23 protein-coding genes and 1 tRNA gene are annotated in these 24382 nt (G+C 67.5%); 13 read left to right on the top strand and 11 right to left on the bottom strand.

Going from position 1 to position 24382, the window contains the following annotated elements; translation table 11 throughout:
* The first annotated feature begins 5 nt into the window (after window positions 1–5).
* The 5 genes from ispE to pth all read left to right on the top strand — a co-directional run bounded on the left by ispE (window position 6) and on the right by pth (window position 3550).
* Window positions 6–878 carry a 4-(cytidine 5'-diphospho)-2-C-methyl-D-erythritol kinase gene (ispE, locus tag K7G19_RS19100; protein ID WP_149320108.1) on the top strand — a complete coding sequence of 291 codons (873 nt, stop codon included), beginning with the start codon at window positions 6–8 and terminating at the stop codon, window positions 876–878.
* A 57-nt stretch (window positions 879–935) separates the two neighbouring features.
* Window positions 936–1012, top strand: a tRNA-Gln gene (locus K7G19_RS19105).
* 79 nt (window positions 1013–1091) lie between these two features.
* Window positions 1092–2045, top strand: a complete 954-nt coding sequence (locus K7G19_RS19110; RefSeq protein ID WP_149320107.1) for a ribose-phosphate pyrophosphokinase — start codon at window positions 1092–1094, stop codon at window positions 2043–2045.
* A 147-nt stretch (window positions 2046–2192) separates the two neighbouring features.
* The gene (locus K7G19_RS19115) at window positions 2193–2804 is read left to right on the top strand and encodes a 50S ribosomal protein L25/general stress protein Ctc (RefSeq protein WP_053821027.1); all 612 of its coding nucleotides are present in this window, start codon (window positions 2193–2195) and stop codon (window positions 2802–2804) included.
* A 155-nt stretch (window positions 2805–2959) separates the two neighbouring features.
* Complete coding sequence (gene pth, locus K7G19_RS19120; protein WP_149320106.1) at window positions 2960–3550, top strand: aminoacyl-tRNA hydrolase; 591 nt, start codon at window positions 2960–2962, stop codon at window positions 3548–3550.
* Between the two features lie 70 nt (window positions 3551–3620).
* Here pth and K7G19_RS19125 read toward each other — a convergent pair whose 3' ends face one another.
* The 8 genes from K7G19_RS19125 to K7G19_RS19160 all read right to left on the bottom strand — a co-directional run bounded on the left by K7G19_RS19125 (window position 3621) and on the right by K7G19_RS19160 (window position 12029).
* Window positions 3621–5198, bottom strand: a complete 1578-nt coding sequence (locus tag K7G19_RS19125; RefSeq protein ID WP_226108593.1) for a valine--tRNA ligase — start codon at window positions 5196–5198, stop codon at window positions 3621–3623.
* A gap of 120 nt (window positions 5199–5318) precedes the next feature.
* Window positions 5319–6536: a hypothetical protein gene (locus K7G19_RS19130; RefSeq protein WP_149320104.1), complete on the bottom strand. Its 1218-nt coding sequence runs from the start codon at window positions 6534–6536 to the stop codon at window positions 5319–5321.
* A 243-nt stretch (window positions 6537–6779) separates the two neighbouring features.
* A complete protein-coding gene (locus tag K7G19_RS19135) occupies window positions 6780–7040 on the bottom strand; it encodes a YfhL family 4Fe-4S dicluster ferredoxin (RefSeq protein ID WP_149320103.1) in 261 nt (86 codons plus the stop codon).
* A gap of 195 nt (window positions 7041–7235) precedes the next feature.
* A complete protein-coding gene (coaD, locus tag K7G19_RS19140; protein ID WP_006576803.1) occupies window positions 7236–7721 on the bottom strand; it encodes a pantetheine-phosphate adenylyltransferase in 486 nt (161 codons plus the stop codon).
* Window positions 7722–7931: 210 nt separating this feature from the next.
* Entirely contained in the window at window positions 7932–8591 is a 660-nt protein-coding gene (gene rsmD / locus K7G19_RS19145) for a 16S rRNA (guanine(966)-N(2))-methyltransferase RsmD (RefSeq protein ID WP_226108594.1), read from the bottom strand.
* A gap of 152 nt (window positions 8592–8743) precedes the next feature.
* The gene (locus K7G19_RS19150; RefSeq protein ID WP_149320102.1) at window positions 8744–10129 is read right to left on the bottom strand and encodes a pitrilysin family protein; all 1386 of its coding nucleotides are present in this window, start codon (window positions 10127–10129) and stop codon (window positions 8744–8746) included.
* A gap of 17 nt (window positions 10130–10146) precedes the next feature.
* Complete coding sequence (locus K7G19_RS19155) at window positions 10147–11532, bottom strand: pitrilysin family protein (protein ID WP_149320101.1); 1386 nt, start codon at window positions 11530–11532, stop codon at window positions 10147–10149.
* A 188-nt stretch (window positions 11533–11720) separates the two neighbouring features.
* Entirely contained in the window at window positions 11721–12029 is a 309-nt protein-coding gene (locus tag K7G19_RS19160; protein ID WP_187829325.1) for a hypothetical protein, read from the bottom strand.
* On the opposite strand from K7G19_RS19160, the gene ftsY reads away from it, so the two are divergent.
* Window positions 12016–13248 (top strand): signal recognition particle-docking protein FtsY, encoded by a 1233-nt coding sequence (gene ftsY / locus K7G19_RS19165; protein WP_226108646.1) that lies wholly within the window; start codon window positions 12016–12018, stop codon window positions 13246–13248. The two genes, K7G19_RS19160 and ftsY, sit on opposite strands and share 14 nt — an antisense overlap.
* A gap of 94 nt (window positions 13249–13342) precedes the next feature.
* On the opposite strand, the gene maiA is transcribed toward ftsY, so the two are convergent.
* Complete coding sequence (maiA, locus tag K7G19_RS19170) at window positions 13343–13990, bottom strand: maleylacetoacetate isomerase (protein ID WP_149320100.1); 648 nt, start codon at window positions 13988–13990, stop codon at window positions 13343–13345.
* A gap of 4 nt (window positions 13991–13994) precedes the next feature.
* Window positions 13995–14699 carry a fumarylacetoacetate hydrolase family protein gene (locus K7G19_RS19175; protein ID WP_226108596.1) on the bottom strand — a complete coding sequence of 235 codons (705 nt, stop codon included), beginning with the start codon at window positions 14697–14699 and terminating at the stop codon, window positions 13995–13997.
* Between the two features lie 304 nt (window positions 14700–15003).
* Here K7G19_RS19175 and K7G19_RS19180 point away from each other — a divergent pair, with 304 nt between their 5' ends.
* The 3 genes from K7G19_RS19180 (at window position 15004) to ybiB (ending at window position 18255) form a co-directional block, all read left to right on the top strand.
* The gene (locus K7G19_RS19180) at window positions 15004–15702 is read left to right on the top strand and encodes an ANTAR domain-containing response regulator (RefSeq protein WP_226108598.1); all 699 of its coding nucleotides are present in this window, start codon (window positions 15004–15006) and stop codon (window positions 15700–15702) included.
* A 33-nt stretch (window positions 15703–15735) separates the two neighbouring features.
* Complete coding sequence (locus K7G19_RS19185; RefSeq protein ID WP_226108600.1) at window positions 15736–17055, top strand: CmpA/NrtA family ABC transporter substrate-binding protein; 1320 nt, start codon at window positions 15736–15738, stop codon at window positions 17053–17055.
* A gap of 183 nt (window positions 17056–17238) precedes the next feature.
* Window positions 17239–18255, top strand: a complete 1017-nt coding sequence (gene ybiB, locus K7G19_RS19190; RefSeq protein ID WP_149320096.1) for a DNA-binding protein YbiB — start codon at window positions 17239–17241, stop codon at window positions 18253–18255.
* A 78-nt stretch (window positions 18256–18333) separates the two neighbouring features.
* Here the strand turns inward: ybiB and K7G19_RS19195 are convergent, their stop codons facing one another.
* A complete protein-coding gene (locus K7G19_RS19195) occupies window positions 18334–19209 on the bottom strand; it encodes a pirin family protein (RefSeq protein ID WP_149320095.1) in 876 nt (291 codons plus the stop codon).
* A 381-nt stretch (window positions 19210–19590) separates the two neighbouring features.
* Here K7G19_RS19195 and rpoH point away from each other — a divergent pair, with 381 nt between their 5' ends.
* The 4 genes from rpoH to puuE all read left to right on the top strand — a co-directional run.
* Window positions 19591–20487, top strand: a complete 897-nt coding sequence (rpoH, locus tag K7G19_RS19200) for an RNA polymerase sigma factor RpoH (protein ID WP_023263656.1) — start codon at window positions 19591–19593, stop codon at window positions 20485–20487.
* Window positions 20488–21018: 531 nt separating this feature from the next.
* The gene (locus tag K7G19_RS19210; protein WP_150084679.1) at window positions 21019–22524 is read left to right on the top strand and encodes an NCS1 family nucleobase:cation symporter-1; all 1506 of its coding nucleotides are present in this window, start codon (window positions 21019–21021) and stop codon (window positions 22522–22524) included.
* Between the two features lie 93 nt (window positions 22525–22617).
* The gene (locus K7G19_RS19215; RefSeq protein ID WP_226108602.1) at window positions 22618–23352 is read left to right on the top strand and encodes an aspartate/glutamate racemase family protein; all 735 of its coding nucleotides are present in this window, start codon (window positions 22618–22620) and stop codon (window positions 23350–23352) included.
* Between the two features lie 84 nt (window positions 23353–23436).
* Window positions 23437–24382: allantoinase PuuE (gene puuE / locus K7G19_RS19220; RefSeq protein WP_226108604.1), on the top strand; the 946-nt coding region annotated here is incomplete at its 3' end.

Consider the following 24382-nt stretch of genomic DNA (forward strand, 5'->3'; position numbering starts at 1 on the left):
GCCCGATGTCGGCCCCCTTGCCCCCCGCGCAACTGCGCGACTGCCCCGCCCCGGCCAAGCTGAACCTGTTCCTGCATGTGACCGGGCGCCGCCCCGACGGCTATCACACGCTGCAGACGGTGTTCCAGCTGATCGACTGGAGCGACACGCTGCATTTCGAACGCCGCGACGACGGCGCGGTACTGCGCGTGACCGACGTACCCGGCGTGCCGGCCGACAGCGACCTGGTGGTGCGCGCGGCCAGGGCGCTGCAGACCGCCACGGGAACCCGGTACGGCGTCGAGATCGCGCTGGACAAGGCGCTGCCGATGGGCGGCGGCATCGGCGGCGGCTCCTCGGACGCCGCCACCACGCTGCTGGCGCTGAACCGGCTGTGGGGCCTGGGCCTGGGGCGCGAGCAATTGATGCGGATCGGCCTGGGCCTGGGCGCCGACGTGCCCTTCTTCGTGTTCGGCCAGAACGCCTTCGCGCAGGGGATCGGCGAGGAGCTGACCGCCGTCGACCTGCCGGACAGCTGGTTCGTGGTCATCCATCCACGCCAGCATGTGCCGACCGCAGCAATTTTTTCCGACGAACGCTTGACAAGGGATACGCCCATCTCCATAATTGCGGACTTCGCTGCTTGCACAAACAAATTCGGTTTCGGTCGCAACGATCTGGAAGCGATAGCGACAGCGAAGTTCGGCGAAGTTGCCCGAGCCCTTGCCTGGCTGAAACAATTCAGTCCGGAGGCGAGGATGACCGGTTCCGGTGCCTGTGTGTTTGCACGTTATCGTGACGAGCAAACTGCGCAACAGGTGCTCGACCGGTTGCCATCCGAATGGGATGGCAGATGCGTGAGAAGTTTGTCGCGCCATCCGCTCGCAGCGTTCGCATAGCAAGTTTTCGTTCGGCGTTGTGGCAGTCGGCGCAACGAAGAACGGTCCCGGTTGTGTAGGGGAGTCGCCAAGTCGGTTAAGGCACCGGATTTTGATTCCGGCATTCGAGGGTTCGAATCCTTCCTCCCCTGCCATTACATTCCTCGCAGATCTGCAGAATCCGTCGCCGGCAGCGCCGGCGACCCTCCCCCAGCAGCAAGACAGGTGCCCCTCATGAGTAGCGACGGCTTGATGGTATTCACCGGCAACGCCAACCCCAAACTCGCGGAGGCTGTCGTGCAGCACCTCGGCATTCCGTTGGGCAAGGCGCTGGTGGGCCGATTCTCCGATGGCGAAGTCCAGGTCGAAATTCAGGAAAATGTCCGCGGCAAGCACGTGATCGTGCTGCAGTCCACCTGCCAGCCGACCAACGACAACCTGATGGAACTGATGGTGATGGTCGACGCGCTCAAGCGCGCCTCGGCACGCAGCATCACCGCCGCCATGCCCTACTTCGGCTATGCCCGCCAGGACCGCCGCCCGCGCTCGGCGCGCGTCGCGATCTCGGCCAAGGTGGTTGCCAACATGCTGGAAGTGGCCGGTGTCGAGCGCGTGCTGACGATGGACCTGCACGCCGACCAGATCCAGGGCTTCTTCGATATCCCGGTCGACAACATCTACGCCTCGCCGGTGCTGCTGGGCGATCTGCGCGAAAAGAACTACGGCGATCTGCTGGTGGTCTCGCCCGACGTGGGCGGCGTGGTGCGCGCCCGCGCACTGGCCAAGCAGCTGAACTGCGACCTGGCCATCATCGACAAGCGCCGTCCCAAGGCCAATGTGGCCGAGGTGATGAACATCATCGGTGAGGTCGACGGCCGCAACTGCGTGATCATGGACGACATGATCGACACCGGCGGCACGCTGTGCAAGGCGGCCCAGGTGCTGAAGGAACGCGGGGCACAGAAGGTGTTCGCCTACTGTACCCACCCGGTGCTGTCCGGCGGCGCGGCCGCCCGCATCGCGGACTCGGCGCTGGACGAAGTGGTCGTCTGCGACACCATTCCGCTGCGCGACGACGCCCGCCAGACCGGCAAGATCCGCCAGCTGTCGACCGCCTCGCTGCTGGCCGAGACGTTCACCCGGATCGTCAAGGGCGACTCGATCATGTCGCTGTTCGCCGATTCCTGAGCTTCCTGTTAGAATTCAAGGCTTTGTCGCGTCCGCCGGCTTGTCCGCAAGCGGCGATGCGACGCAGAGGCGCCCGGTCACCGTACCTGGCGCCGGTTCATCGGGCTGTCTGGTCGCGGGCAGCCCTCTTACTTTTTGGAGTCCACAATGAAAGTCATCGCTTTCGAGCGTAGCGTACAGGGAACGGGTGCGAGCCGCCGCCTGCGCAACGCCGGCAAGACCCCCGGCATCATCTACGGCGGCACCGCCGAACCGAAGATGATCGAGCTCGATCACAACGCGCTGTTCCACGCGCTGAAGAAGGAAGCCTTCCACTCGTCGATCCTCGACCTGGAAGTGGGCGGCACGACCGAGAAGGCCCTGCTGCGCGCCTTCCAGATGCACCCGTTCAAGCCGCTGGTGCTGCACGTCGACTTCCAGCGCGTGTCGGCCACCGAGAAGATCCACGTCAAGGTGCCGCTGCACTTCATGAACCAGGAAACCGCTCCTGGCGTGAAGCTGGGCCACGGCATCATCAACCACATCCTGAATGAACTGGAAGTGTCGTGCCTGCCGGGCGACCTGCCGGAATTCATCGAAGTGGACATGGGCGCCGTCGAACTGGGCCAGACCGTTCACCTGTCGGACCTGAAGCTGCCGAAGGGCGTGACCCCGATCACGCACGGCGACGACAACCCCGCCGTGGCGAGCATCGCCCTGCCGGCCGGCGGCGTGTCGGAAGCGGCCAGCGAAGGCGAAGGCGAGACGCCGGCTGCCTGATCGGCGCCAGCCCTCGGCTGACCGGCGGCACTGTCGTATCGACAGGCGCCGCCACAAAGACCGCCGGTTCGTCCGGCGGTTTTTTTTCGCGTATGCTTTCCTGCTGCGCCGCGTCCCGGATGCCGTGCGTGTCCGTCACCGAACCCGTTTGCACCATGATCAAGCTCATCGTCGGCCTCGGTAATCCCGGGGCGGAATACGAAGCCACCCGGCACAATGCCGGCTTCTGGCTGATCGACCAGCTGGCCCGCATGGGCGGTGCCACGCCACGCGTGGAAGGCCGCTTCCATGGGCTGGCGGCGCGCGCGCGCCTGTGGGATCAGGATATCTGGCTGCTGAAGCCGTCGACCTTCATGAACCGCTCCGGCCTGGCCGTGGTGTCGCTCGCTCGCTTCTACAAGATCCTGCCCGACGAGATCCTGGTCGCGCATGACGAGATGGATTTGCCGGCCGGCGCGGTCAAGCTCAAGCGCGGCGGTGGCTCGGGCGGGCACAACGGCCTGAAGGACATCTCCGCGCATCTGTCGACGCCGGATTACTGGCGCCTGCGCATCGGCGTGGGGCATCCGCGCAACGCCGGCGGTGCGGGCGATCGCGAGGACGTCGTCAACTTCGTGCTCAAGCCCCCGCGCCGCGAGGAGCAGCAGGCGATCGACGAGGCAATCGATCGCAGTATTGCGCCCGTGTCGCTGCTCGCCAAGGGCGAGGCCGAACGCGCGATGATGCAGTTGCATTCGGCCAAATGACGGCTTGAGTGGCCGCCCGCCGACGCCTGCGGTGAGTCGGTGCGAGTTGCCATTGTGGTTCGCAGGCGGTTCACGATACCGCCACAGGCTTGGCTTCCCGATCGGGCGCCAACCTTTTTTCGGCGGCGCACCGAGCACCATCGCCGTCCACGACGTTGTGGATCCTTATTTTCAGTTCCTCGATGACAGGGTCCCTGGCGGCGGGATCCGATGAGCAGTACCGCAGCGGCCAAAGATCCCGGGGGCTCACGCCCAACTCCTTCAACGTTTGCTTGATCAACCTGCGCGCATCCGGATGGGGATTGCGCGTCCTGTCGAGCAGGAGAATCGCCTGCTCGATGGCGTCATCAAGCGACAGCGGCTGCGTGTCCGGCTGTTCATCCAACGCCTTCTCCGGCCGCGTGCCCGTCCCCGCCGTGACGACATTGTTGCCCTTGTCGATCGCGGCCTGAATGGAACTCGCAGCGTGACGATGGCGATATCCCGCATAGAGGGTCCAGCCCGCCAATACCAGGCCACCGACGATGCCGAAGAGGATGCCACCGGTCGACACTCCACCCGCGACAAGAAAAAGCGCCAGCGAAATCCCACCGACTGCCATCGCCGCCCCACCATAGGTCATCCGCCATTTGCCCAGGCGGATCTGGTGCCTGGCGTCATCCTCGGCACGCCGTTCGTTGCGCTTGGCATGCGAGAGCAAGGACTCGGCAACCGTCGCGGCGTCGACCAGTTCGGCTTGCTGACTCTCCTTTGCTTCCTTGACGGTTCTTTTGGCGCGCCTTATCGCGTTCAGCACTTCGCTCGCTGCCGCCAGCTTCTTGAGTCCGTCGCGCCATCGCACTGCACCGGCGATGACATGAAGCGCGCCGCAGCCCAGACTGAAGGCAAAGCCGCAGATGGCAGTCGCCGTGGCATGGATCGGCACTGTCGCCAGGTGCAGTAGCTCACTTACCTTCAGGCTGTCCCAGAGCAGCGCCAGGTTGCAGCCGACCCCCGCGGCCTGCAAGACGCCGTCGCGCGTGAACATGACGAAGGAGTGCTTCAAGGTATCGGTGGCTTCCCGGCGGTCCATCTGCGCGGTTTGATAGTGCAGATAGCCGGTTGCCAACACCGCCATGGCGCCCCCGTCGGCTCGGACGCTGGTTGGACATGGCTGGACCGACGTGCTGCCGTCGGGCGGACAGGCGGCAACCGCTCCACGGCTTGCGGCCGTCACCGCCATCGCCTTCGATATTCTCGCCGCCCGCTTTTGGTGGGCGATTCGCTCAATAAAGATCGCGCGCAATTCACCGGTTGCGACAAGCTGCCGTGCGATTCGAAAACGCGCGCGCAGGTGCCTGCCGAACACGACTGTCGTGATCACGATTTCCACAATGGAGGCCGCGGTGCTTAATCCCATTGCCTCTTGCGAAATCGCATGCCTCGGACCATCGGTGCTGAATCGTGCGGTCAAGACAGACGACGAGGGATTGGCGCGGAAGAAGGCGACGATGGCCTCGGCAAAAGCGCCGGCCTTATATAGCGCAATGCCGCTCCATCCGAAGTACAAGACCGAATTCGCAAGGGCGACATGCCGGGCCTGAGGCAGCGCGTCTGTCCGTTCGACGATCCGGCTTGCACATGAAATGTGACCGCATCCCTCGCTCATCGAGCGTCCCCTCCTCTGCCTTGGCCGGTGCCTCGATCCACTACAGCCCCCTGGATCCGTCTTCGATTCTTTTCGCCGATTTTCTCCGGGGTTTTTTGAGCATCCCACGGCAAGACATCGTCATCGCTGGGCACCGCCTCCTGCGGTTTCGCACAAGGGACCAGCGCGACGCGCGTACCTGGCCGCTTGGATCTCATGCTGGCAGCGTTGTCTGCGGGCACAGTCTTTGGCATTCCGCAAACGATCCCTGTCTTGGACGATGTGGCGCTCTTCGGAGTCCGGCTCGTCCGAGGTGGAAATGCACGCCGCGAACGCATCGATCGCAGCGTCCGACGGAAACTCCTTGAACCGGCTCTGCATCAGCGATACGGCTGCAAAGCCGCTGCCGCACTGGCCCTCGTTTTCCCAACGGCATTGAATGAGGAGGGCAGTCCTGGCCAACCCAAGCACGGCGGCCGAATCCACCGGCGTCGAGGATGGAACCAGCCGCAGTATGGTTTTCCACCTCCTTTCGTCCCGCACCCGCGTAGCGTCGTGCAGCCGCTGTGCAATGGCGCCGACCAGCAGCGCCGCTTCTTTCCCGATAATAGGGTCATGCAGAAGCGGTACCGCGAAGCGAAGCAGCTTGTCGTGGAAATCGGCGTCCATGTCATCCTGATAAATCGTGCGGCGTGCAAATTCGGTCAGCACCATCACGGCCCAACCTGGGCAACGCTCCATGGCGAGATGAAACACCTCCTGTAGCACGACTTGCTTCGCGTTTCGGGTGAGCGCCCTGAACAATGGCCATACCTCGCGAAAGACGCGCTCCGGTATTCGCGGGTACATCCTGCCCAGCCTCTTGAACGTCTCCACGAATACGGTTCTTGCGCGCCAGCTCGTCCAACGGTCGCCGGTCAGTAGATTGAGCAGGAGCGCCACGTCGGTCATGCATGACGGCTGCGACCGGAAGCCCAGGCTCTTCCTGCTTGCAATCAGATCGCGAAACAGCTGGAACTCGGACCAATATGGCTTGAGCTGCCGATGCAGGAGGCGACACGTCATGGCAAGCGTCGCTCGTTCGAAGGGATCGCCGAGGCAGGCGACAATCTTGTCGGTCGCCATTTTGGGCAAGCAGGCAAGGTGCCCGTTCTCGGCTTCCGGCGTGCCTCTGGGAACGCTGGTCCGCGAAAACATTCGCGCCAGTGCGGCCATGACGCCGTGCGAACCGTCGCGCATGGCAAAGGCGGTGCCATCGAAGTGAAGACGGCCCTCGCACCGGCGGAACGGCGCGGTCTCACAGGTGCTGGTACCCGGCAATGCCGGGATCGGGTAACCCTCGGTGCGGACTTGCGGCATGGCGCTCTCCCGAGCTGTGGGGGATGCCACGCACGGTTGCACGGCGGCGAGTGCCAACGCTTAACAATGAACCGCAGACGGACAACTTTTGATAGCGATTGTTACGAAGATGTATCCGGGTGCGGGATAGACGACCCGCAGCGGCAGCCAATGACATAAAAAACCCCGCCATCGTCGATGCGGGGTTTCTTGCTGCGGCGTTCGATGCAGGCGGCTGTAGAGCCGCGGGGCGGCGGGGCCGCCTCAGGCGGCGTGCTTGGCGGCGGTCAGCAGCCGGTAGCGCTGCATCAGCACCTCATGGGTCTCGACCCGGTTCGGGTCGCGCGGAATGCACGCGACCGGACACACCTGCTGGCATTGCGGCTCGTCGAAGTGGCCGACGCATTCGGTGCATTTGTTGGGGTCGATCTCGTAGATTTCCGGCCCCATCGAAATGGCTTCGTTCGGGCACTCGGGCTCACAAACGTCGCAATTGATGCAATCGTCGGTGATGATCAGCGCCATGGTGGTTCCTTCTGCTATCCGGCCATCGCCGCGCGATACGCCGCCGGAGTCCGCCCGCGCCCGACTGGCCGCGTCCTGACGGTTTCCGAACCCCGTATTCTAGGCGTTTTCGGGCCGGCCCGCCGAGCCGGCCCTGGCCTTGGCCCCGACCCGCGGCGGCGGACGGCGGACGGCAGGCGGCGGCCGATCGAGGGCTCAGTCGCCCTTGCCGATCTTTTCCTTGAGCCAGCGCTCGACGGAGGGGAAAACGAACTTGCTGACGTCGCCGCCCAGCACCGCGATCTCGCGCACGAAGGTGCCGGAGATGAACTGGTATTGGTCGGACGGGGTGAGGAACATCGTTTCGACGTCCGGCAGCAGATAGCGGTTCATGCCGGCCATCTGGAACTCGTACTCGAAGTCCGACACGGCGCGCAGGCCGCGCACGATCACGCGCGCATTGTTTTTGCGCACGAAGTCCTTCAGCAGGCCGGAAAAGCCGTCGACGCGCACGTTCGGATAGTGGCCCAGCACTTCCTTGGCGATGCCGATGCGCTCCTCCAGCGAAAAGAAGGGGCGCTTGTTGGGACTATGGGCGACTCCGACCACCAGCTCATCGAAGATATTGGACGCCCTGCGCACCAGATCCTCGTGTCCCCGGGTCAATGGATCGAACGTGCCGGGATAGACCGCGACGACCATGCTTCCTCCTTGTTCTGCCCGCTGCCGTGAACCGGCAAGCCGCACCGGCACCGGCTTTGCAGCCGGCTTGCGCCGATGCCGCCAGGCGAGCGTTGGCGACAGCGGCGTAGTGTACCCCTAAATGCGCGGCTTGAAAGCCGCTGCGCGGAGCGGGCGCGAGGGCCCTGGGCGATCATCGCGCACCGGCGCGCGAAGCGCCAGCGGCCGGATTCAGTCGGCCGCGCCGCGATGGCGCAGCAGGTGGAAATGGACTGCGCCGGCACGCGCGTGGCGCACGATTTCCAGCGATGCGGGCACCGGCGCATCGGCGCCGTTCAGGGGGCTTTCCGATTCGACATAGACCAGCCCCGCCGCATGGGTCAGCCGCTCGGCATGGGCCAGCGCCGGTCCGATCCAGTCTTCGGCGAACGGCGGATCGAGAAAGACCACATCGAAGCTGGCGGCCGGCATCTGCGCCGCGATGGCGAAGGCATCACCCTGGAGGATCTGGATCTGCTCGGCGCCGAGCCGGTCCTGGTTCTCGCGCAGCTGACGCACCACGCGCGGATTGGCCTCGACCATCGCCACATGGGCGGCGCCGCGCGAGGCGGCCTCGAAGCCCAGCGCGCCCGAGCCGGCGAACAGATCCAGGCAGCGCTGGCCGCTGAGGTCCTGGCCCAGCCAGTTGAACAGCGTCTCGCGGACGCGGTCCGGCGTAGGCCGCAGGCCTTCCGCATCGAGCACCGGCAGCGGGGTGCGCTTCCAGCGGCCCCCGATGATGCGCACCTGCGCCGGGGTCTGACGGGAGGAGAACGAGGGAACGCGCCCACGGGGGGCGGTCTGGGTGCGCCCGCCGGCGGCGGGCTGCGGAGAGGGGGAACGCGGACTCATTCCGTGATTGTAGAGCCTGGCGGGCGGGCGGCTGGCGCCGGCGCGCGGGCGGCGCCGGAACGCTATGCGCGCCAGCGCACCGAGTCCAGCCCACGAAGGGGCGACGAATCGGCGCTCGCGCGATGCACCGCCGGGCTTGGCTGGCCCCAGGCTCAGCGGGCGGCCGCCGTCGGTGCGCCGCCGGCAGGCCCGCCGACGATTACAGTCGCCATCGCGTCGGGGCGCACATGGCGCTGGAAGGCCTGCCTGACGTGCTGGCGATCGACCTTGGCGATCTGCGCGGTCCAGGTATCGAGGTAGTCCAGCGGCAGCCCGTACCAGCCGATATTGGCGACATTGGTCAGCAGCTTGCGATTGCTGTCGATCCGCAGCGGGAAGCCGTTGATCAGATTGTCCTTGGCCGCCTTCAGCTCGGCCTCGGTCGGCCCTTCCTCGACGAAGCGCTTGAGCACCTGCCGCACCAGCGCCAGGGCCTCGTCGGTCTGCGCCTTGCTGGTCTGCAGGCCGATGCCGAACGGTCCCGGCTGCTTGGACGGGGCGAAATAGCTGTCGACGCCGTAGGTCAGCCCGCGCTTCTCGCGCACCTCCTCGGTCAGCCGGGAGCTGAAGCCGCCGCCGCCGAGCACATAGTTGCCGACCAGCAGCGCGAAATAGTCGGGATCGCCGCGCGCGATGGCGGGCTGGCCCAGCACCACGGTGGCCTGCTGGGCCGGATGCGGAACGCGCTGCACGCTGGCGCCGATGTCCATCTTGACCGGCGGCATCGCCGGCGGTGCGGCGCCGTTGGGCAGCCCGCGCGTCAGCAGCTCGGCGATCTGCTCGGCCTGGCGGCGGTCGATCGCGCCGATCAGCGTGACCACCGCGCGCGAGGCCGCGTAATTGGCGCGCCAGAAGCGCTCCAGGTCGGCGCGCGTGACCGAGGCGACCGACTCCGCGGTCGCCGACATGCCGTAGGGATGGTTCGGGTAGATGGCCTTGGACAGCAGCTTGTCGGCGATCACGCCCGGACGCGTATCGCCCTCGCGGATGGCAGCGATCATCCGCTCCTTCTCGCGGGCGACCACGGCCTCGGGGAAGGTCGGTGCCTTGATCAGCTGCGCGGCCAGCGTCACCGACTGCGTCAGTTCGGGGTTCGAGGTCAGCGTCCGCAGGCCGATGCCGCCGCGGTCGCCGCCGGCCGCGCCGCCGAAGCTGGCACCGGTATCGGCGAAGGCGTCGGCGATCTGCGCCTCGTCGCGCGCCGGCTGGCCTTCCACGGCGCCGGTGCCCTTGTCGAGCAGCGCGGCCGTCAGCGTTGCGAGCCCGGCCTTGCCCGGCGGGTCATAGCGGCTGCCGGCGTCGAAATCGACATTGATGTCGAGCATCGGAATCGACGGGCTGCGCACGAAATAGACGCGGGCGCCGGTCGACGCGGTCCAGTGTTCGATCGGAATGGCGGCCTGCGCGGTGGCGGCGCCCAGGCCGGCCAGCAGGCCGGCGGCCACCGCCAGTGCCCGGCGCAGCCGCGCCGAGGGACGGGAAAACGAGAGCGAATCCATGGCGAACATCGCGGTCCTCAGTGGCGCAGGCCGGACGGGGCCTGGGGCTTGGGCTGGTTGGGATCGATCGGCTGCGGCAGCAGCGTTGCCACGGTCAGGTTGTCCTCGCTGAAGTACTTGCCCGCCACCGTCTTGACCTGCTCCGGCGTGACCTGCTTGATCCGCTCGAGAATGCGGTCCAGCTGCTGCCACGAGATGCCGGCGATCTCCGCGACGCCGATCTCCATGCCCTGCCCGAACACCGAATCGCGCTTGTAGATCTGGCCGGCCACGACCTGCGCCTTGACGCGCCGCAGCTCTTCGTCGGACACGCCCTCGCGCGCGATCCGCTCGATCTGCTGCCGCAGGGCGCGCTCGATCTCGTCGGTGGTATGGCCGTTGGCGGGCGTGCCGTCGAGCACGAACAGCGACTCGCCACGATTGATGCCGTCATAGCCGACATTGACATCGTCTGCCAGCCGCTGCGTGCGAACCAGATCGCGGGTCAGCCGCGCATTGTCGTAGCCGTTGAGCACGGCGGCCAGCACCTCGAGCGCATACGGATCGATGTCCTTCTCGACGTCGCGCAGGCGCGGCACCTTGTAGGCCAGCACCAGATAGGGATTCTCCGCGGGTGCCTTGACCCAGATCCGCTTGACGCCCTTCTGCGGCGGCTCGATCTGCGGCTTGCGTACCGGCAGCGCACGCGGCTTGAGCCTGCCGTAGGTGCGCTCGGCCAGCGCGCGCACCTCGGCCGGATTGACGTCGCCCGCGACCACCAGGATCGCGTTGTTGGGCACGTACCACTCGCGATACCAGGCGCTGACATCGTCGACGCGCATATTGACCAGATCGTTCATCCAGCCGATCACCGGATGGCGATAACCCGCGCTGGTGTAGACCGTGGCCAGCAGCTGTTCATAGACGGTGCCGCGCGGCGAGTCGTCGGTGCGCAGCCGGCGCTCTTCCATCACGACCTTCATCTCGCGTTCGAAGTCCTCGGCGCGGATCACCAGGTTCGCCATGCGGTCCGCTTCGAGCTCCATCATCCGCGGCAGATGCTGCTTGGCGATCTGCTGGAAGTACATGGTGAAGTCGCGGTTGGTCATTGCGTTCTCGCGGCCGCCGAGCGCGGCGATCTGCCGCGAGAACTCGCCCGGTCCGACCTTGGGCGTGCCCTTGAACATCATGTGTTCGAGCATGTGGGCGACGCCCGTGGTGCCGCTGACCTCGTCGATGCCGCCGACGCGATACCAGACCTGATGGGCGACCGTGGGCGCGCGGTGGTCTTCCTTGACGATCACGCGCATGCCGTTGGCAAGCTTGAATTCGGTGGTGCCGCCGTCGGGCACCGCCGCCTGTACCGCCGCGCCGGGGGCTGGCGGCGCATCGACCGCCACGCCCTGCGCCTGTGCAAGCGGCATCCAGGCGGCAGCGGCGAGCAGCGCAAGCGAGGCCAGACGGGCCGGAAGGGACCGGGAATCAGGCCGCCACGATGGCGGAGAGGATGGCGAAGCGGAATGCCGGCGCCGATCGGCGCCTCTGGTGACATGCTGATGGGCGGGCATTGCGCCCTGCCACGTCGACGCCGCGGTCGACCCTGCGCGATGGTTCATGCGACCCCGTCTGCTAGAATTTTGCCGATTGATTCTACCGGGGTATGGACCCCTTTCCCAATGTTTAGTTTCTGGAAGAAGCGCAAGGCCGAGCCCACCGGCGCGCCCACCGAGGCGCCGACCGAGGCACCATCGGCCCCGGCGGCGCAGGCACCGGCCGCCGAAGCGCCGCCGGTCAGCGCCGCACCGCCGCAGCCGGAAACGGCGGCCCCGTCCGCATCGATCGGCACGACGATCGAGACCACCCCGGCGGCCGCCGAAGCCAAGCCCGCACCGTCCCGACTGTCTCCACTGTCCTGGTTCACGCGTTCCTCGCGGCCGGCGGCGGAAGCCGCTCCGCAGGCGGAGCCGCAGCGAGAGCCTGAGCCCGAGCCACAACCCGAACCACGGCCCCAGCCACAGGCCGCACCACAGGCCGCACCACAGGCGGCACCGCAGCCGACACCACAACCCCCACAACAACCGGCACAACCGGCACGCAACCTCGCGCCCGAGCCCGTCCCCGCCACGCAGCCCCAGGCCGCGCCGCTGTCCGTGCCCGTGCCCGTCGCCACGGAGAGCGACGATGGCGACGATGACGGCGAGATGGTGCTGGTCCCGGTGCCGCCGCCGAGCGAGGAAGCCAAGCGCGGCTGGATGCAGCGGCTGCGCACCGGCCTGTCGAAGACCAGCCGCGGCATCAGCACGCTGTTCGTCGGCGTCAAGGTCGACGAGGCGCTGTTCGAGGAATTGGAGACGGCGCTCCTGATGGCCGATGCCGGCGTCGAGGCCACCGAATACCTGCTGGGCGAACTGCGCCGCCGCATCAAGAGCGAGCGCATCGACACCGCCGAGGGCGTGCGGGTCGCGCTGCGCGATCTGCTGACCGAACTGCTGCGTCCGCTCGAAAAGACCATGGAGCTCGGCCGCGAGCAGCCCATGGTGATGATGATCGCGGGCGTCAACGGCGCCGGCAAGACCACCAGCATCGGCAAGCTGTGCAAGCACTTCCAGCACTACGGCCAGTCGGTGCTGCTGGCCGCGGGCGACACGTTCCGCGCGGCGGCGCGCGAGCAGCTGACGATCTGGGGCGAGCGCAACAACGTCACCGTGGTCTCGCAGGAGAGCGGCGACCCGGCCGCGGTGATCTTCGACGCCGTCAATGCGGCCCGCGCGCGCCGCGTCGATATCGTGATGGCCGACACCGCCGGCCGCCTGCCGACGCAGCTGCATCTGATGGAAGAGCTGAAGAAGGTCAAGCGCGTGATCGGCAAGGCGATGCCCACCGCGCCGCACGAAGCGCTGCTGGTGATCGATGCCAACACCGGCCAGAACGCGCTGGCGCAGGTCAAGGCCTTCGACGATGCGCTGCAGCTGACCGGCCTGATCGTGACCAAGCTCGACGGCACCGCCAAGGGCGGCATCCTGGCCGCGATCGCGCGCCAGCGTCCGGTGCCGGTCTACTTCATCGGCGTCGGCGAAAAGGTCGAGGACCTGCAGCCGTTCAAGGCCGACGAGTTCGCGCGGGCCCTGCTCGGCGATTGATCGCGCGTCGAGCGCGACGGCAAATAAAAACGGGCGCCGCTGGGAAACAGCGGCGCCCGTTCTTCATTGACGGCCCTTCGCTTGCTGGCGTCGGCTACTCCGCGTCGGGCTGCGCCTTCGGCGCGGCCTGCTGGAACGCCGGCAGCTCCATGCAGGCGTCGAAGATCCGCACGATGGTCGGATAGGGTTCCAGACCGACCTGGAATCGCTGCGCGTTGAAGACCTGCGGCACCAGGCAGATATCGGCCAGCGTCGGCGTATCGCCGAAGCAGAAGCGGCCGGCCTTGCCCTCGCGCGTCAACGTGGCCTCGAGGCCGTCGAAGCCGATCTCGATCCAGTGGCGATACCAGGCGTCCTTGGCTTCCTCGCTGACGCCGAGCGTGTGCTTCAGGTACTTGAGCACGCGCAGGTTGTTCAGCGGGTGGATCTCGCAGGCGATCGACTGCGCCAGCGCGCGCACGTAGGCGCGGTCCAGCGCCGTGCCGGGCAGCAGCGCCGGCTCTGGATGGGTCTCGTCGAGATATTCGACGATCGCCATCGACTGCGACAGCGCGTGGTCGTCGTCGAGCAGCGTCGGCACCAGCGCATTGGCGTTCAGCGCGCGGTACTGCTCGCTCAGCTGCTGGCCGCCGTCCTTGAGCAGATGCACCGGCACGTATTCGAAGGGCAGGCCCTTGAGCGCCAGCGCGATGCGCACGCGGAACGCCGCCGAACTGCGGAAATAGCTGTAGAGCTTGAGCATTGCTTCAGACCACCTTGACCGACAGTTCGCCGACGCCTTCGATCGCGCATTGCATGCGATCGCCCTTGACCACCGGGCCCACGCCCTCGGGCGTGCCGCTATAGATCAGGTCGCCCGGCTGCAGCTCGAACAGCTTCGACAGATACGACACCATCTCCGGCACCGACCAGATCAGGTCCGACAGGTCGCCGCGCTGCTTCTCCGCGCCGTTGACGGCCAGCGTCACCGCGCCGCTCTCGGGATGGCCGATGGCCTGCACCGGCACGATCGGGCCGATCGGCGCCGAATGGTCGAACGCCTTGCCGGTCTCCCAGGGGCGCCCGGTCTTCTTCGATTCGTTCTGCAGGTCGCGGCGCGTCATGTCCAGGCCCACCGCATAGCCGAACACGTGCGAGGCGGCCTGCTCGACCGGGATGTCGCGGCCGCCCTTGCCGATCGCTACCACCAGCTCGACTTCATAGTGGACGTTGTTCGAGCCCGGCGGATACGGGAACGTGCCCTCGGCGCCGTCGGCCACCGGGCTGACCGCATCGCTGGGCTTGCAGAAGAAGAACGGCGGTTCGCGGTCCGGGTCCGATCCCATCTCGCGCGCGTGGGCGGCGTAGTTGCGCCCGACGCAGTAGACCCGCCGCACCGGGAAACGCGCGCTGCTGCCGCGCACCGGCACGCCGGTGCGCGCGGGGGGTTGGAATACGAACTCCTCGGTCATGCATCTCTCCACTGGATGGATTCTGGAATGGGTTTCGGAGGGCGGTCCGGACGGCGCGGCGAGCGCGGCGCGGGACCTGCCCGCGAGGGTGCGCGGCCAAGGCCTGCGGGTCGCGTCGGGGGCGCCCTGGGCCTCGCGGCAGGGCATCAGCATACACCGGCCGCCCCATCGCGGGGCAAGGCTACGCCCCAAAACCCGGCGTGATTCTTGCATGAAGCAAGGAGCAGACATCGGCCGCCGAGCCGGCCACAGAAAGCCGGCGAACCAGCCGGCCACCGAACGTCGGCCACCGCCTGACCGAACCATGAATCGCCGCCCGTCCCCTCCCCCGCCCGTGCGTTCCGTATCGTCGGCCGCATCATCGGCTGCTCCTTCGGCCGCACCGCCGGCCTCGGCAGCGGCCGTGCCCACTACGGCCGGGCGGCCGCTGCGCATCCTGCTGGTGCGCGATCCGCTCGACGCGGATCCGCTGAACGTCGACACGATCCGCGCGGGGCTGGCGGCGGCCGGCTTCAGCGAGGTCGACACGGTGGACGCGGACCTGGCACTGCCCGACGCCATCGCCACGCGGCAGCCGGACCTGATCATCATCGCGTCGGAGTCGGCCGCGCGCGATACGGTCGAGCACGTCTGCGTATCGACCCAGCATGCGCCACGCCCGATCGTGCTGTTTACCGACAACGACGACGCCGAGCGCATCAAGTCCGCGCTGACGGCCGGCATCACGGCCTATATCGTCGATGGCCTGCGCGCCGAGCGGGTCAAGACCGTGCTCGACGTCGCCTACGCGCGCTTCCAGCTCGACCAGGCGCTGCGCGCCGAGCTCGATGCGACCCGGCTGAAGCTGACCGAGCGCAAGCTGGTCGAGCGCGCCAAGGGCCTGCTGATGCAGGCGCGCGGCCTCAGCGAGGACGAGGCCTACAAGCGCCTGCGCACGATGGCGATGGAGCGCGGCCTCAAGCTGGTCGACGCCGCCCAGCGCGTGATCGACGTGATGGGCTAGGACGCCCGTGGCCGCTTTTCTTCAGGAGCCTGCATGCCCTCTCGCCCCAGTCCCGACAAACCCAGGCGCCCGGCCCTCGCGGCCGACGCCGTGCGCCACGGCGCCGACGCGCCGCCCGCCAGCCAGCGCCGTCGCCGCGCACCGACCACCGCCGCGGGCGCCAGCGTGATGACGCTGGTCGATCCGATGGTGCGCGCCGGTGCCTGGGCGGCCGGCTCGGATGCGCCCGAGAAGCCCGAGGTCCGCATCGGCTTCATCCCGCTGACCGATTGCGCCTCGGTGGTGATGGCCGCCGCGCTCGGGCTGGACCGCAAGCACGGCATCCGCATCACGCCGACCCGCGAGGCCTCGTGGGCCGGCGTGCGCGACAAGCTGGTCAACGGCGAGCTCGATGCCGCGCACGTGCTGTACGGCCTCGTCTACGGCGTGCAGCTGGGCATCGGCGGGCCGAGGAAGGACATGGCGGTGCTGATGAACCTGAACCACAACGGACAGGCGATCTCGCTGTCGGCGAAGCTGGCCGACAAGGGCGTCAGGGACGGCGCCAGCCTGCGTGCCTACATGACGCGCGAGCCGCGCCAGTACACCTTCGCGCAGACCTTCCCCACCGGCACGCATGCGATGTGGCTGTACTACTGGCTGGCGGCCAACGGCATCGATCCGCTGCGGGAGGCACGCGCGATCACCGTGCCGCCACCGCAGATGGTGGCCACTATGCGGGTCGGCCATATGGACGGCTTCTGCGCCGGCGAGCCGTGGCACGCGCGCGCGATCGCGGATCGCATCGGCTTCACCGCCGAGACCACGCAGGGCATCTGGCGCGACCATCCGGAGAAGACGCTGGCCACCACCGCCGAGTTCGTGCAGAAGTATCCGAACACCGCGCGGGCCATGGTGGCGGCGGTGCTGGAGGCCTCGCGCTTCATCGACGCGTCGGCGTCGAACCGGCGCCGGACCGCGGAGACCATCGCCGCGCCGTCCTATGTCGACACCGACATGGACCTGATCCTCGACCGCATGCTGGGCCGCTATGCCAACGGCCTGGGGAGGACCTGGGACGACGCCCATGCGATGCAGTTCCATCGGGACGGCGAGGCGAACTATCCCTACCTGTCCGACGGCATGTGGTTCCTGACGCAGCACAAGCGCTGGGGGCTGCTGAAGGAACACCCGGACTATCTGGCGGTGGCACGCAAGGTCAACCGGATCGATGTCTACCGGCAGGCCGCCGCGGCCGCGCAGGTGCCGCTGCCCGCCAGCGACTTCCGCACGGCGAAGCTGATGGACGGCGTGGTGTGGGACGCCAGCCGGGACCCGAAGGCCTATGCCGACGGCTTCGCGATCCAGGCATGAGGGCACCCGCGCGCCGCCTGCACGCCGCCTGCAGCCGCCTGCGCGTATCGCGCTATCATCGGCCGAAAGCGCGCTGACCACGCCGCCCTCGCGGCACCGCCGCTACCGCATTGTGCGCGCATGGCCGCGCAATGCCCCTGGCGCACCGCCCTTACCGTATTGCCCTACCCCTAGCGCACCGACATGCCCGCTGACCGCCACGACACCTCGCCCGCCTTTTCCGCGGCGCCCTATATCAAGGAAATCGGCCGCGGCGTCGCCGGGGCGCGCGCCCTGCCGCGCGACGATGCCCGCCTGCTGTTCGACGCGATGCTGTCCGGACGCGTCTCGGACCTCGAGCTGGGCGCCGTGCTGATGGCGTACCGGATCAAGGGCGAGGCGCCGCACGAGCTCGCCGGCATGCTGGAGGCCGCGCACGCGCATTGCCTGCCGCTGCCGGCGCCGGAGCGCCAGGTGGTGGTCATTCCCAGCTACAACGGCGCCCGCAAGCAGCCCAATCTGGTGCCGCTGCTGGCGCTGCTGCTCGCACGGGAAGGCATCCCGGTGCTGGTGCATGGCACGCGCGAATTCAATCAGCGGGTCACCAGCATCATGCTGTTCGAGGCCTTGGGGATCCCGCCGTGCGCGACGGTGGACGAAGCCGCGCGGCGGCTCGCGCAGCCCGGTGCCGGCGGCGATGCCGATCCCGGCCCGCTGGCCGTGCTGCCGATCGACGTGCTGTCGCCGGCCCTGTCGGCGCTGCTCGACAAGCGCACCGTGATCGGGCTGCGCAATTCCTCGCACACCATCGTCAAGATGCTGCAGCCGGTCGGGGCGCATACGCCGGCCGAGGCGCTGCGGCTCTACAGCTACACCCACCCGGAATACCGCGAAACGCTGACGGACTACTTCTCGCACGAGCCGGCCAACGTGCTGCTGGCGCGCGGCACCGAGGGCGAGGTGGTGGCCGACGCCCGCCGCGGCAGCCGTATCGACTGGCTGCACGACGGCCATCAGCGCACGCTGGTCGATCCGATGTCGGGCTCGGTCGCCGACGTGCCGGCGCTGCCGCCGGGCACGGACGTGGCGCTGACGGCGGCGTGGATCCGCCAGGTGCTGTCCGGCGCCGTGCCGGTGCCGGCGCCGATCGCGACGCAGATCGAGACGATCCGCGGCTGCCTGCGGGAGAGCGCGCGGGTCAGCTGGGTCAGCCCGCTGTAGCAAGGCCTTTCCCACTCCCCCCTCTCCCCGCCCCTCTCTCGCCCGCGGGAGAAGGGCGCAAACCACGACGCCCGCCTTTCAAACCCGCCGCGGCGGCAGCGGAATCCGTTCGGTCTCGCCCGGCACGTGCGGGAATTCGTCGTTCTCCCAGCGCCGCGCCGCTTCCTCGATCGCCTCGCGGCTGCTGGCGACGAAATTCCAGAAGATATGCCGCCGGCCGTCCACCGGTTCGCCGCCGAGCAGCATCAGCCGCGACGGCTCCAGCGCGGTGACCGTGGCCTCGGCGCCCGGCGTCAGCACTGCCAGATGCTCGGCCGGCAGCGCGGTGCCGTCGATCGCGGCGGCGCCGTCGACCAGATACAGGCCGCGCTGTTCGTGCTCGGGCGGAATCGCCAGGCTGGCGCCGGCGTCCAGTTCCAGCGCCGCATAGAGCGTGCGGCTGAACACCTGCACCGGCGAGCGCGCGCCGAAGGCATCGCCGGCGATCACCGTGATGCGGGCGCCGCCATGGACCAGTTGCGGCAGCGTCGCCGCCGGATGGTGGAAGAACGACGGCGCGACGGTCTCATGCTCGCGCGGCAGCGCGACCCAGGTCTGGATGCCGTGCAGGCGCGGGCCGGCGTCCCGGGCGGCCTGGGGCGAGCGCTCCGAATGGACGATGCCGCTGCCGGCGGTCATCCAGTTGACGTCGCCAGGCCGGATCGTCTGTTCGCTGCCGACGCTGTCGCGATGGACGATTTCGCCTTCGAACAGATAGGTCACGGTGGCAAGGCCAATATGCGGATGAGGGCGCACATCCATACCGTGGCCGGGCGGCAGTTCGACCGGACCCATATGGTCGAAGAAGATGAACGGCCCCACGGTCTGGGCGGCGGCGGAGGGCAGCACACGCCGCACCGAGAAGTCGCCGATATCTCTTACATGCGGTTTCAACAAATGTTCAATGGCGGACATGACTGACACTCCAGGGACGTGGGCGGATCGAGGCAGTGCTGGCAAGTGTAGCCCCTGCGGCTCCATGGCATGGACCCTGCAGCAGAACCGGCAGCGGAGCCGACGCTCTAACGAACTCATGTCCGCGCCCGCCGACGTTACGCAGGAGGCCTTCCGGCGAGCCTAAACCGCTATGGAATATTTTCTCCGATACTCTGGAACTATCACGGCGGACCGGACTCCAATTAGCACTCACCCGGCTGGAGTGCTAATATGCGTTGCATTGCAGTGTGGGAAGCGCCGGCGACGACGCCGTTGATGCTTCCGACACGCGGGCACGCCGCCCGCCGGATGCGAAAGGAGCCCTGAGTGAACGCAGTCCTGTCTGCCGATTCGATCACCATGAACAACACCCTGCCGATGGTGCCCCAGCGCGCCAACAGCATGGCCCTGACCCTGCCCGCCGGGCTGGGCAATCTCGACAGCTATATCCAGGCTGTCCACCGTATTCCGATGCTCACCGCCGAGGAGGAGCAGCGGCTCGCGCGCGAGCTGCGCGACCACGACTCGGTCGAGGCCGCCCGCCGGCTGGTGATGTCGCACCTGCGCCTGGTCGTATCGATCGCGCGCCAGTACCTGGGCTACGGCCTGCCGCACGCGGACCTGATCCAGGAAGGCAATATCGGCCTGATGAAGGCCGTCAAGCGCTTCGACCCGGACCAGGGCGTGCGCCTGGTGTCGTACGCGATCCACTGGATCAAGGCGGAGATCCACGAGTACGTGCTGCGCAACTGGCGCATGGTCAAGGTCGCGACGACCAAGGCCCAGCGCAAGCTGTTCTTCAACCTGCGCAGCCACAAGCAAGGCGCCCATACCTTCACGCCGGACGAGATCGACGCGGTCGCGCGCGAGCTGAACGTCAAGCCGGAAGAAGTGATGGAGATGGAAACCCGTCTGTCGGGCGGCGATCTGGCGCTGGAAGGCCAGGTCGACGACGGCGAGGAGGAGTTCGCTCCGATCGCCTACCTGGCCGACAACCACAACGAGCCGACCCGCGTGCTCGAGGCCAAGCGCCAGGACCGGATGCAGGTGGAAGGCCTGGAGCAGGCGCTCACCAAGCTCGATCCGCGCAGCCGCCGCATCATCGAGGCGCGCTGGCTGCAGGTCAACGATGACGGCTCGGGCGGCGCCACGCTGCATGAGCTGGCCGACGAGTTCGGCGTCTCGGCCGAGCGGATCCGCCAGATCGAGTCCGCCGCGATGAAGAAGATGAAGGGCGCGCTGCAGGCCTTCGCGTGATGGACGCCGAGGCAAGCAGCAAGCCGTAAGCCGCCGGGCCCCCGCATACGCGGGGACGGCGGCGTGAAGGGCCGGGTTCCGCAAGGACCCGGCCCTTTTCCTTTGCCTCCCGCACCGCCCCTCGCCATCGCCCCTCGCCACCGCCCCTCGCCATCCCCTTTCGGCCACCGCCTTCCGACGCCGCCTCTCGCCACCCCTTTCCGCCACCGCCTTCCGACGCCGCCTCGCGCCACCACCGCCTCCTGACGGCGCCTCCTGCCACCGCTCCCGAGGCCGCCAACGCCACCTGCGCCTCCCCGCCCCGCCCCCACGCGTCTCCCCCTCCTCGGGGTTTGCCCGCATCCGCCCGCCGTGATGTTGACAATCACCAAGGCGTGATCTACAAATCCGTACACAACTACAAACGATTTTGTAGACAATCTTGTCTACAAACAAATCCTGAGAGCGGATTCCCGATCCATTCGATCCACACCGCCCGCCCGGCGCGCCCGCGCGCCGGCCACCGCATGGCATCGCCTTGAGGAGACAAGCATGATGCACACCACCGCGCCTGCCGCCGCCGAGCTGCAGGACAGCGCGTCCGTCCACCATGGCAACGCGCTGATCAAGCCGTCGTACGACGAGCGCCTGACCAACGAAGACCTGGCGCCGCTGAAGAAGCAGACCTGGAGCACCTACAACATCTTCGCCTTCTGGATGTCGGACGTGCACAGCGTCGGCGGCTATATCACGGCCGGCAGCCTGTTCGCCTTGGGCCTGACGAGCTGGCAGGTGCTGGTGGCGCTGCTGGTCGGCATCGTCATCGTGCAGTTCTTCTGCAACCTGGTGGCCAAGCCCAGCCAGGTCACCGGCACGCCGTATCCGGTGATCTGCCGGGCCTCGTTCGGCGTGCTCGGCGCCAATATCCCGGCGGTGATCCGCGGCCTGATCGCGGTGGCGTGGTACGGCATCCAGACCTATCTGGCCTCCTCGGCCTTCCTGATCCTGGCGCTGCATTTCTTCCCGTCGCTGGCGCCCTATGCCGACGTCAAGCTGCATGGCTTCGCCGGACTGTCGACCCTGGGCTGGGCCGCGTTCATGACGCTGTGGGTGCTGCAGGCCCTGGTGTTCTGGACCGGCATGGAAACCATCCGCAAGTTCATCGACTGGGCCGGCCCCGCGGTCTATGTGGTGATGATCCTGCTGGCGATCTGGCTGGTGAACAAGGCAGGCTGGAGCAACGTCAGCTTCACGCTGAGCTTCGTCAAGTACAGCGGCTGGGAAGCGGTGCCGGTGATGCTGACCGCGATCGCGCTGGTGGTCTCGTACTTCTCCGGCCCGATGCTGAATTTCGGTGACTTCTCCCGCTACGCGAAGAACTTCGGCGCGGTCCGCAAGGGCAACTTCTGGGGGCTGCCGATCAACTTCCTCGGCTTCTCCCTGCTGACCGTGATCACCACCTCGGCCACGCTGCCGGTGTTCGGCAAGCTGATCACCGATCCGGTCGAGACCGTCAGCCATATCGACAGCACCTTCGCGATGGTGCTGGGCGCGCTGACCTTCATGACCGCCACCATCGGCATCAACATCGTCGCCAACTTCGTCTCGCCGGCGTTCGACTTCTCCAACGTCTCGCCCAGGCACATCAGCTGGCGCACCGGCGGCATGATCGCCGCGGTCGGCTCGATCTTCATCACGCCCTGGAATCTGTACAACAACCCGCAGGTCATCCACTACACGCTGGACGTGCTGGGCGCCTTCATCGGGCCGCTGTTCGGCATCCTGATCTCCGACTACTACCTGGTGCGCCGCCAGCAGGTCGACGTCGACGACCTGTACACGATGCGCCCGCAGGGCAAGTACTGGTACACCCGCGGCTACAACCCGGTGGCGATCGCCACCATGATCCCGGCCGCCATCATCCCGATCCTGTGCGTGGTGGTGCCGGCCTGGCAGGGCCTGGCCAACTACAGCTGGTTCATCGGCATGGGCATTGCGCTGGTGCTGTACCGCGTGCTGGCGCGCCGCATGATGCCGCATTTCTTCGCGGCCGCCTGACCGGCCACAACGACCCGACGCCACGACGACCTCGACGACTTCACGACCTCGACGATCCGACGACCCCGACGATCCGACCACCCGACGTTTGCCATGAAGCTGAAGATCATCAATCCCAATACCACGCAAAGCATGACCGACAAGATCGGCCAATGCGCCCGCACCGTGGCCTCGCCCGACACGCGCATCGTCGCGGTCAGCCCGCGCATGGGACCCGCTTCCATCGAGAGCCACTATGACGAGGCGCTGTCGGTGCCGGGCATCCTCGAGGAGATCCGGCTGGGCGAGGCCGACGGCGTCGACGGCTACGTGATCGCCTGCTTCGGCGATCCGGGGCTGTACGCGGCACGGGAGATGGCGCGCGGGCCGGTGATCGGCATCGCCGAGGCCGCCATGCACATGGCCAGCCTGATCGGCACCAGCTTCAGCGTCGTCACCACGCTGGCGCGCACCTGCAATATCGCGTGGCATCTGGCCGAGCGCTACGGCATGGAACGGTTCTGCCGCAACGTGCACGCCTGCGATCTGCCGGTGCTGGAGCTCGAGCGGCCGGGCTCCGACGCGCGCCGCATCATCACCGAGTCGTGCCGCGAGGCGCTGGCGCAGGACCGCAGCGACTGCATCGTGCTCGGCTGCGCCGGCATGACCGACCTGTGCGAGGAGATCTCCGAGGCGATCGGCGCGCCGGTCATCGACGGCGTGGTGTCGGCGGTCAAGATGGTCGAGTCGCTGGTCGCGATCCGCCTGCGCACCAGCAAGCGCGGCGACTGGGCCAGGCCCTTGCCGAAGGCCTACGCCGGCATGCTGGCACCGTTCGCGATCAATTGAGGCGCGGCCTTCATCGCTCACCGCCTTCATCGCTTACCGCCTTCATCGCTTACCGCCTTCATCGATTTCCGCATACCGCAGATCATGTCCACTCCGCTCACTGCTTCCCGCTCGCCGGCCGGTGCCGATGCCGGCCAACCCTATCCCCGCGACCTGATCGGCTACGGCGCGCGGCCGCCGCATGCTCACTGGCCGGGCGGCGCGCGCGTGGCGCTGCAGTTCGTGCTCAATTACGAGGAAGGCGGCGAGAACTGCGTGCTGCATGGCGACGCGGCTTCCGAGCAGTTCCTCTCCGAGATCGTCGGCGCGGCAGCCTACCCCGACCGCCACATGAGCATGGAGAGCATCTACGAATACGGTTCGCGCGCCGGCGTCTGGCGCATCCTGCGCGAGTTCGAGCAGCGCGGCCTGCCGCTGACCATCTTCGGGGTGTCGATGGCGCTGCAGCGCCATCCCGAGCTGACCCGCGCCTTCGTCGAACTCGGCCACGAGATCGCCTGCCACGGCTGGCGCTGGATCCATTACCAGAACATCGACGAGGCCACCGAGCGCGAGCACATGCGCATCGCGATGCAGATCATCCGCGAGCTGACCGGCAGCGCGCCGCTGGGCTGGTACACCGGCCGCGACAGCCCCAATACGCGGCGCCTGGTGGTCGAGCACGGCGGCTTCGTCTACGACTCGGACTACTACGGCGACGACCTGCCGTTCTGGACCGAGGTGCGGACGAGCAACGGCGAGACGAAGCCGCATCTGGTGGTGCCCTACACGCTGGACTCGAACGACATGCGCTTTGCCACGCCGCAGGGCTTCAACACCGGCGAGCAGTTCTTCCAGTACCTGAAGGACGCCTTCGACGTGCTGTACGCCGAGGGCGATCCGCAGAGGCTGAACCAGCCGAAGATGCTGTCGATCGGCATGCATTGCCGGCTGCTCGGCCGCCCTGGGCGCTTTCGCGCGCTGCAGCGTTTCCTGGACTACGTGCAGTCGCACGACAAGGTCTGGATCGCGCGCCGGATCGATATCGCGC

Source organism: Cupriavidus sp. DB3 (assembly GCF_020418465.1).
Taxonomy (GTDB): domain Bacteria; phylum Pseudomonadota; class Gammaproteobacteria; order Burkholderiales; family Burkholderiaceae; genus Cupriavidus; species Cupriavidus cauae.

Excerpts from the sequence above, each read along its gene's own strand:
- ispE (WP_149320108.1), top strand. The coding sequence starts at position 6 with ATGTCGGCCCCCTTGCCCCCCGCGCAACTGCGCGACTGCCCCGCCCCG.
- K7G19_RS19110 (WP_149320107.1), top strand. The coding sequence starts at position 1,092 with ATGAGTAGCGACGGCTTGATGGTATTCACCGGCAACGCCAACCCCAAA.
- K7G19_RS19115 (WP_053821027.1), top strand. The coding sequence starts at position 2,193 with ATGAAAGTCATCGCTTTCGAGCGTAGCGTACAGGGAACGGGTGCGAGC.
- pth (WP_149320106.1), top strand. The coding sequence starts at position 2,960 with ATGATCAAGCTCATCGTCGGCCTCGGTAATCCCGGGGCGGAATACGAA.
- K7G19_RS19125 (WP_226108593.1), bottom strand. The coding sequence starts at position 5,198 with ATGAGCGAGGGATGCGGTCACATTTCATGTGCAAGCCGGATCGTCGAA.
- K7G19_RS19130 (WP_149320104.1), bottom strand. The coding sequence starts at position 6,536 with ATGCCGCAAGTCCGCACCGAGGGTTACCCGATCCCGGCATTGCCGGGT.
- K7G19_RS19135 (WP_149320103.1), bottom strand. The coding sequence starts at position 7,040 with ATGGCGCTGATCATCACCGACGATTGCATCAATTGCGACGTTTGTGAG.
- coaD (WP_006576803.1), bottom strand. The coding sequence starts at position 7,721 with ATGGTCGTCGCGGTCTATCCCGGCACGTTCGATCCATTGACCCGGGGA.
- rsmD (WP_226108594.1), bottom strand. The coding sequence starts at position 8,591 with ATGAGTCCGCGTTCCCCCTCTCCGCAGCCCGCCGCCGGCGGGCGCACC.
- K7G19_RS19150 (WP_149320102.1), bottom strand. The coding sequence starts at position 10,129 with ATGGATTCGCTCTCGTTTTCCCGTCCCTCGGCGCGGCTGCGCCGGGCA.
- K7G19_RS19155 (WP_149320101.1), bottom strand. The coding sequence starts at position 11,532 with ATGCCGCTTGCACAGGCGCAGGGCGTGGCGGTCGATGCGCCGCCAGCC.
- maiA (WP_149320100.1), bottom strand. The coding sequence starts at position 13,990 with ATGCTCAAGCTCTACAGCTATTTCCGCAGTTCGGCGGCGTTCCGCGTG.
- K7G19_RS19175 (WP_226108596.1), bottom strand. The coding sequence starts at position 14,699 with ATGACCGAGGAGTTCGTATTCCAACCCCCCGCGCGCACCGGCGTGCCG.
- K7G19_RS19180 (WP_226108598.1), top strand. The coding sequence starts at position 15,004 with ATGAATCGCCGCCCGTCCCCTCCCCCGCCCGTGCGTTCCGTATCGTCG.
- K7G19_RS19185 (WP_226108600.1), top strand. The coding sequence starts at position 15,736 with ATGCCCTCTCGCCCCAGTCCCGACAAACCCAGGCGCCCGGCCCTCGCG.
- ybiB (WP_149320096.1), top strand. The coding sequence starts at position 17,239 with ATGCCCGCTGACCGCCACGACACCTCGCCCGCCTTTTCCGCGGCGCCC.
- K7G19_RS19195 (WP_149320095.1), bottom strand. The coding sequence starts at position 19,209 with ATGTCCGCCATTGAACATTTGTTGAAACCGCATGTAAGAGATATCGGC.
- rpoH (WP_023263656.1), top strand. The coding sequence starts at position 19,591 with ATGAACAACACCCTGCCGATGGTGCCCCAGCGCGCCAACAGCATGGCC.
- K7G19_RS19210 (WP_150084679.1), top strand. The coding sequence starts at position 21,019 with ATGATGCACACCACCGCGCCTGCCGCCGCCGAGCTGCAGGACAGCGCG.
- K7G19_RS19215 (WP_226108602.1), top strand. The coding sequence starts at position 22,618 with ATGAAGCTGAAGATCATCAATCCCAATACCACGCAAAGCATGACCGAC.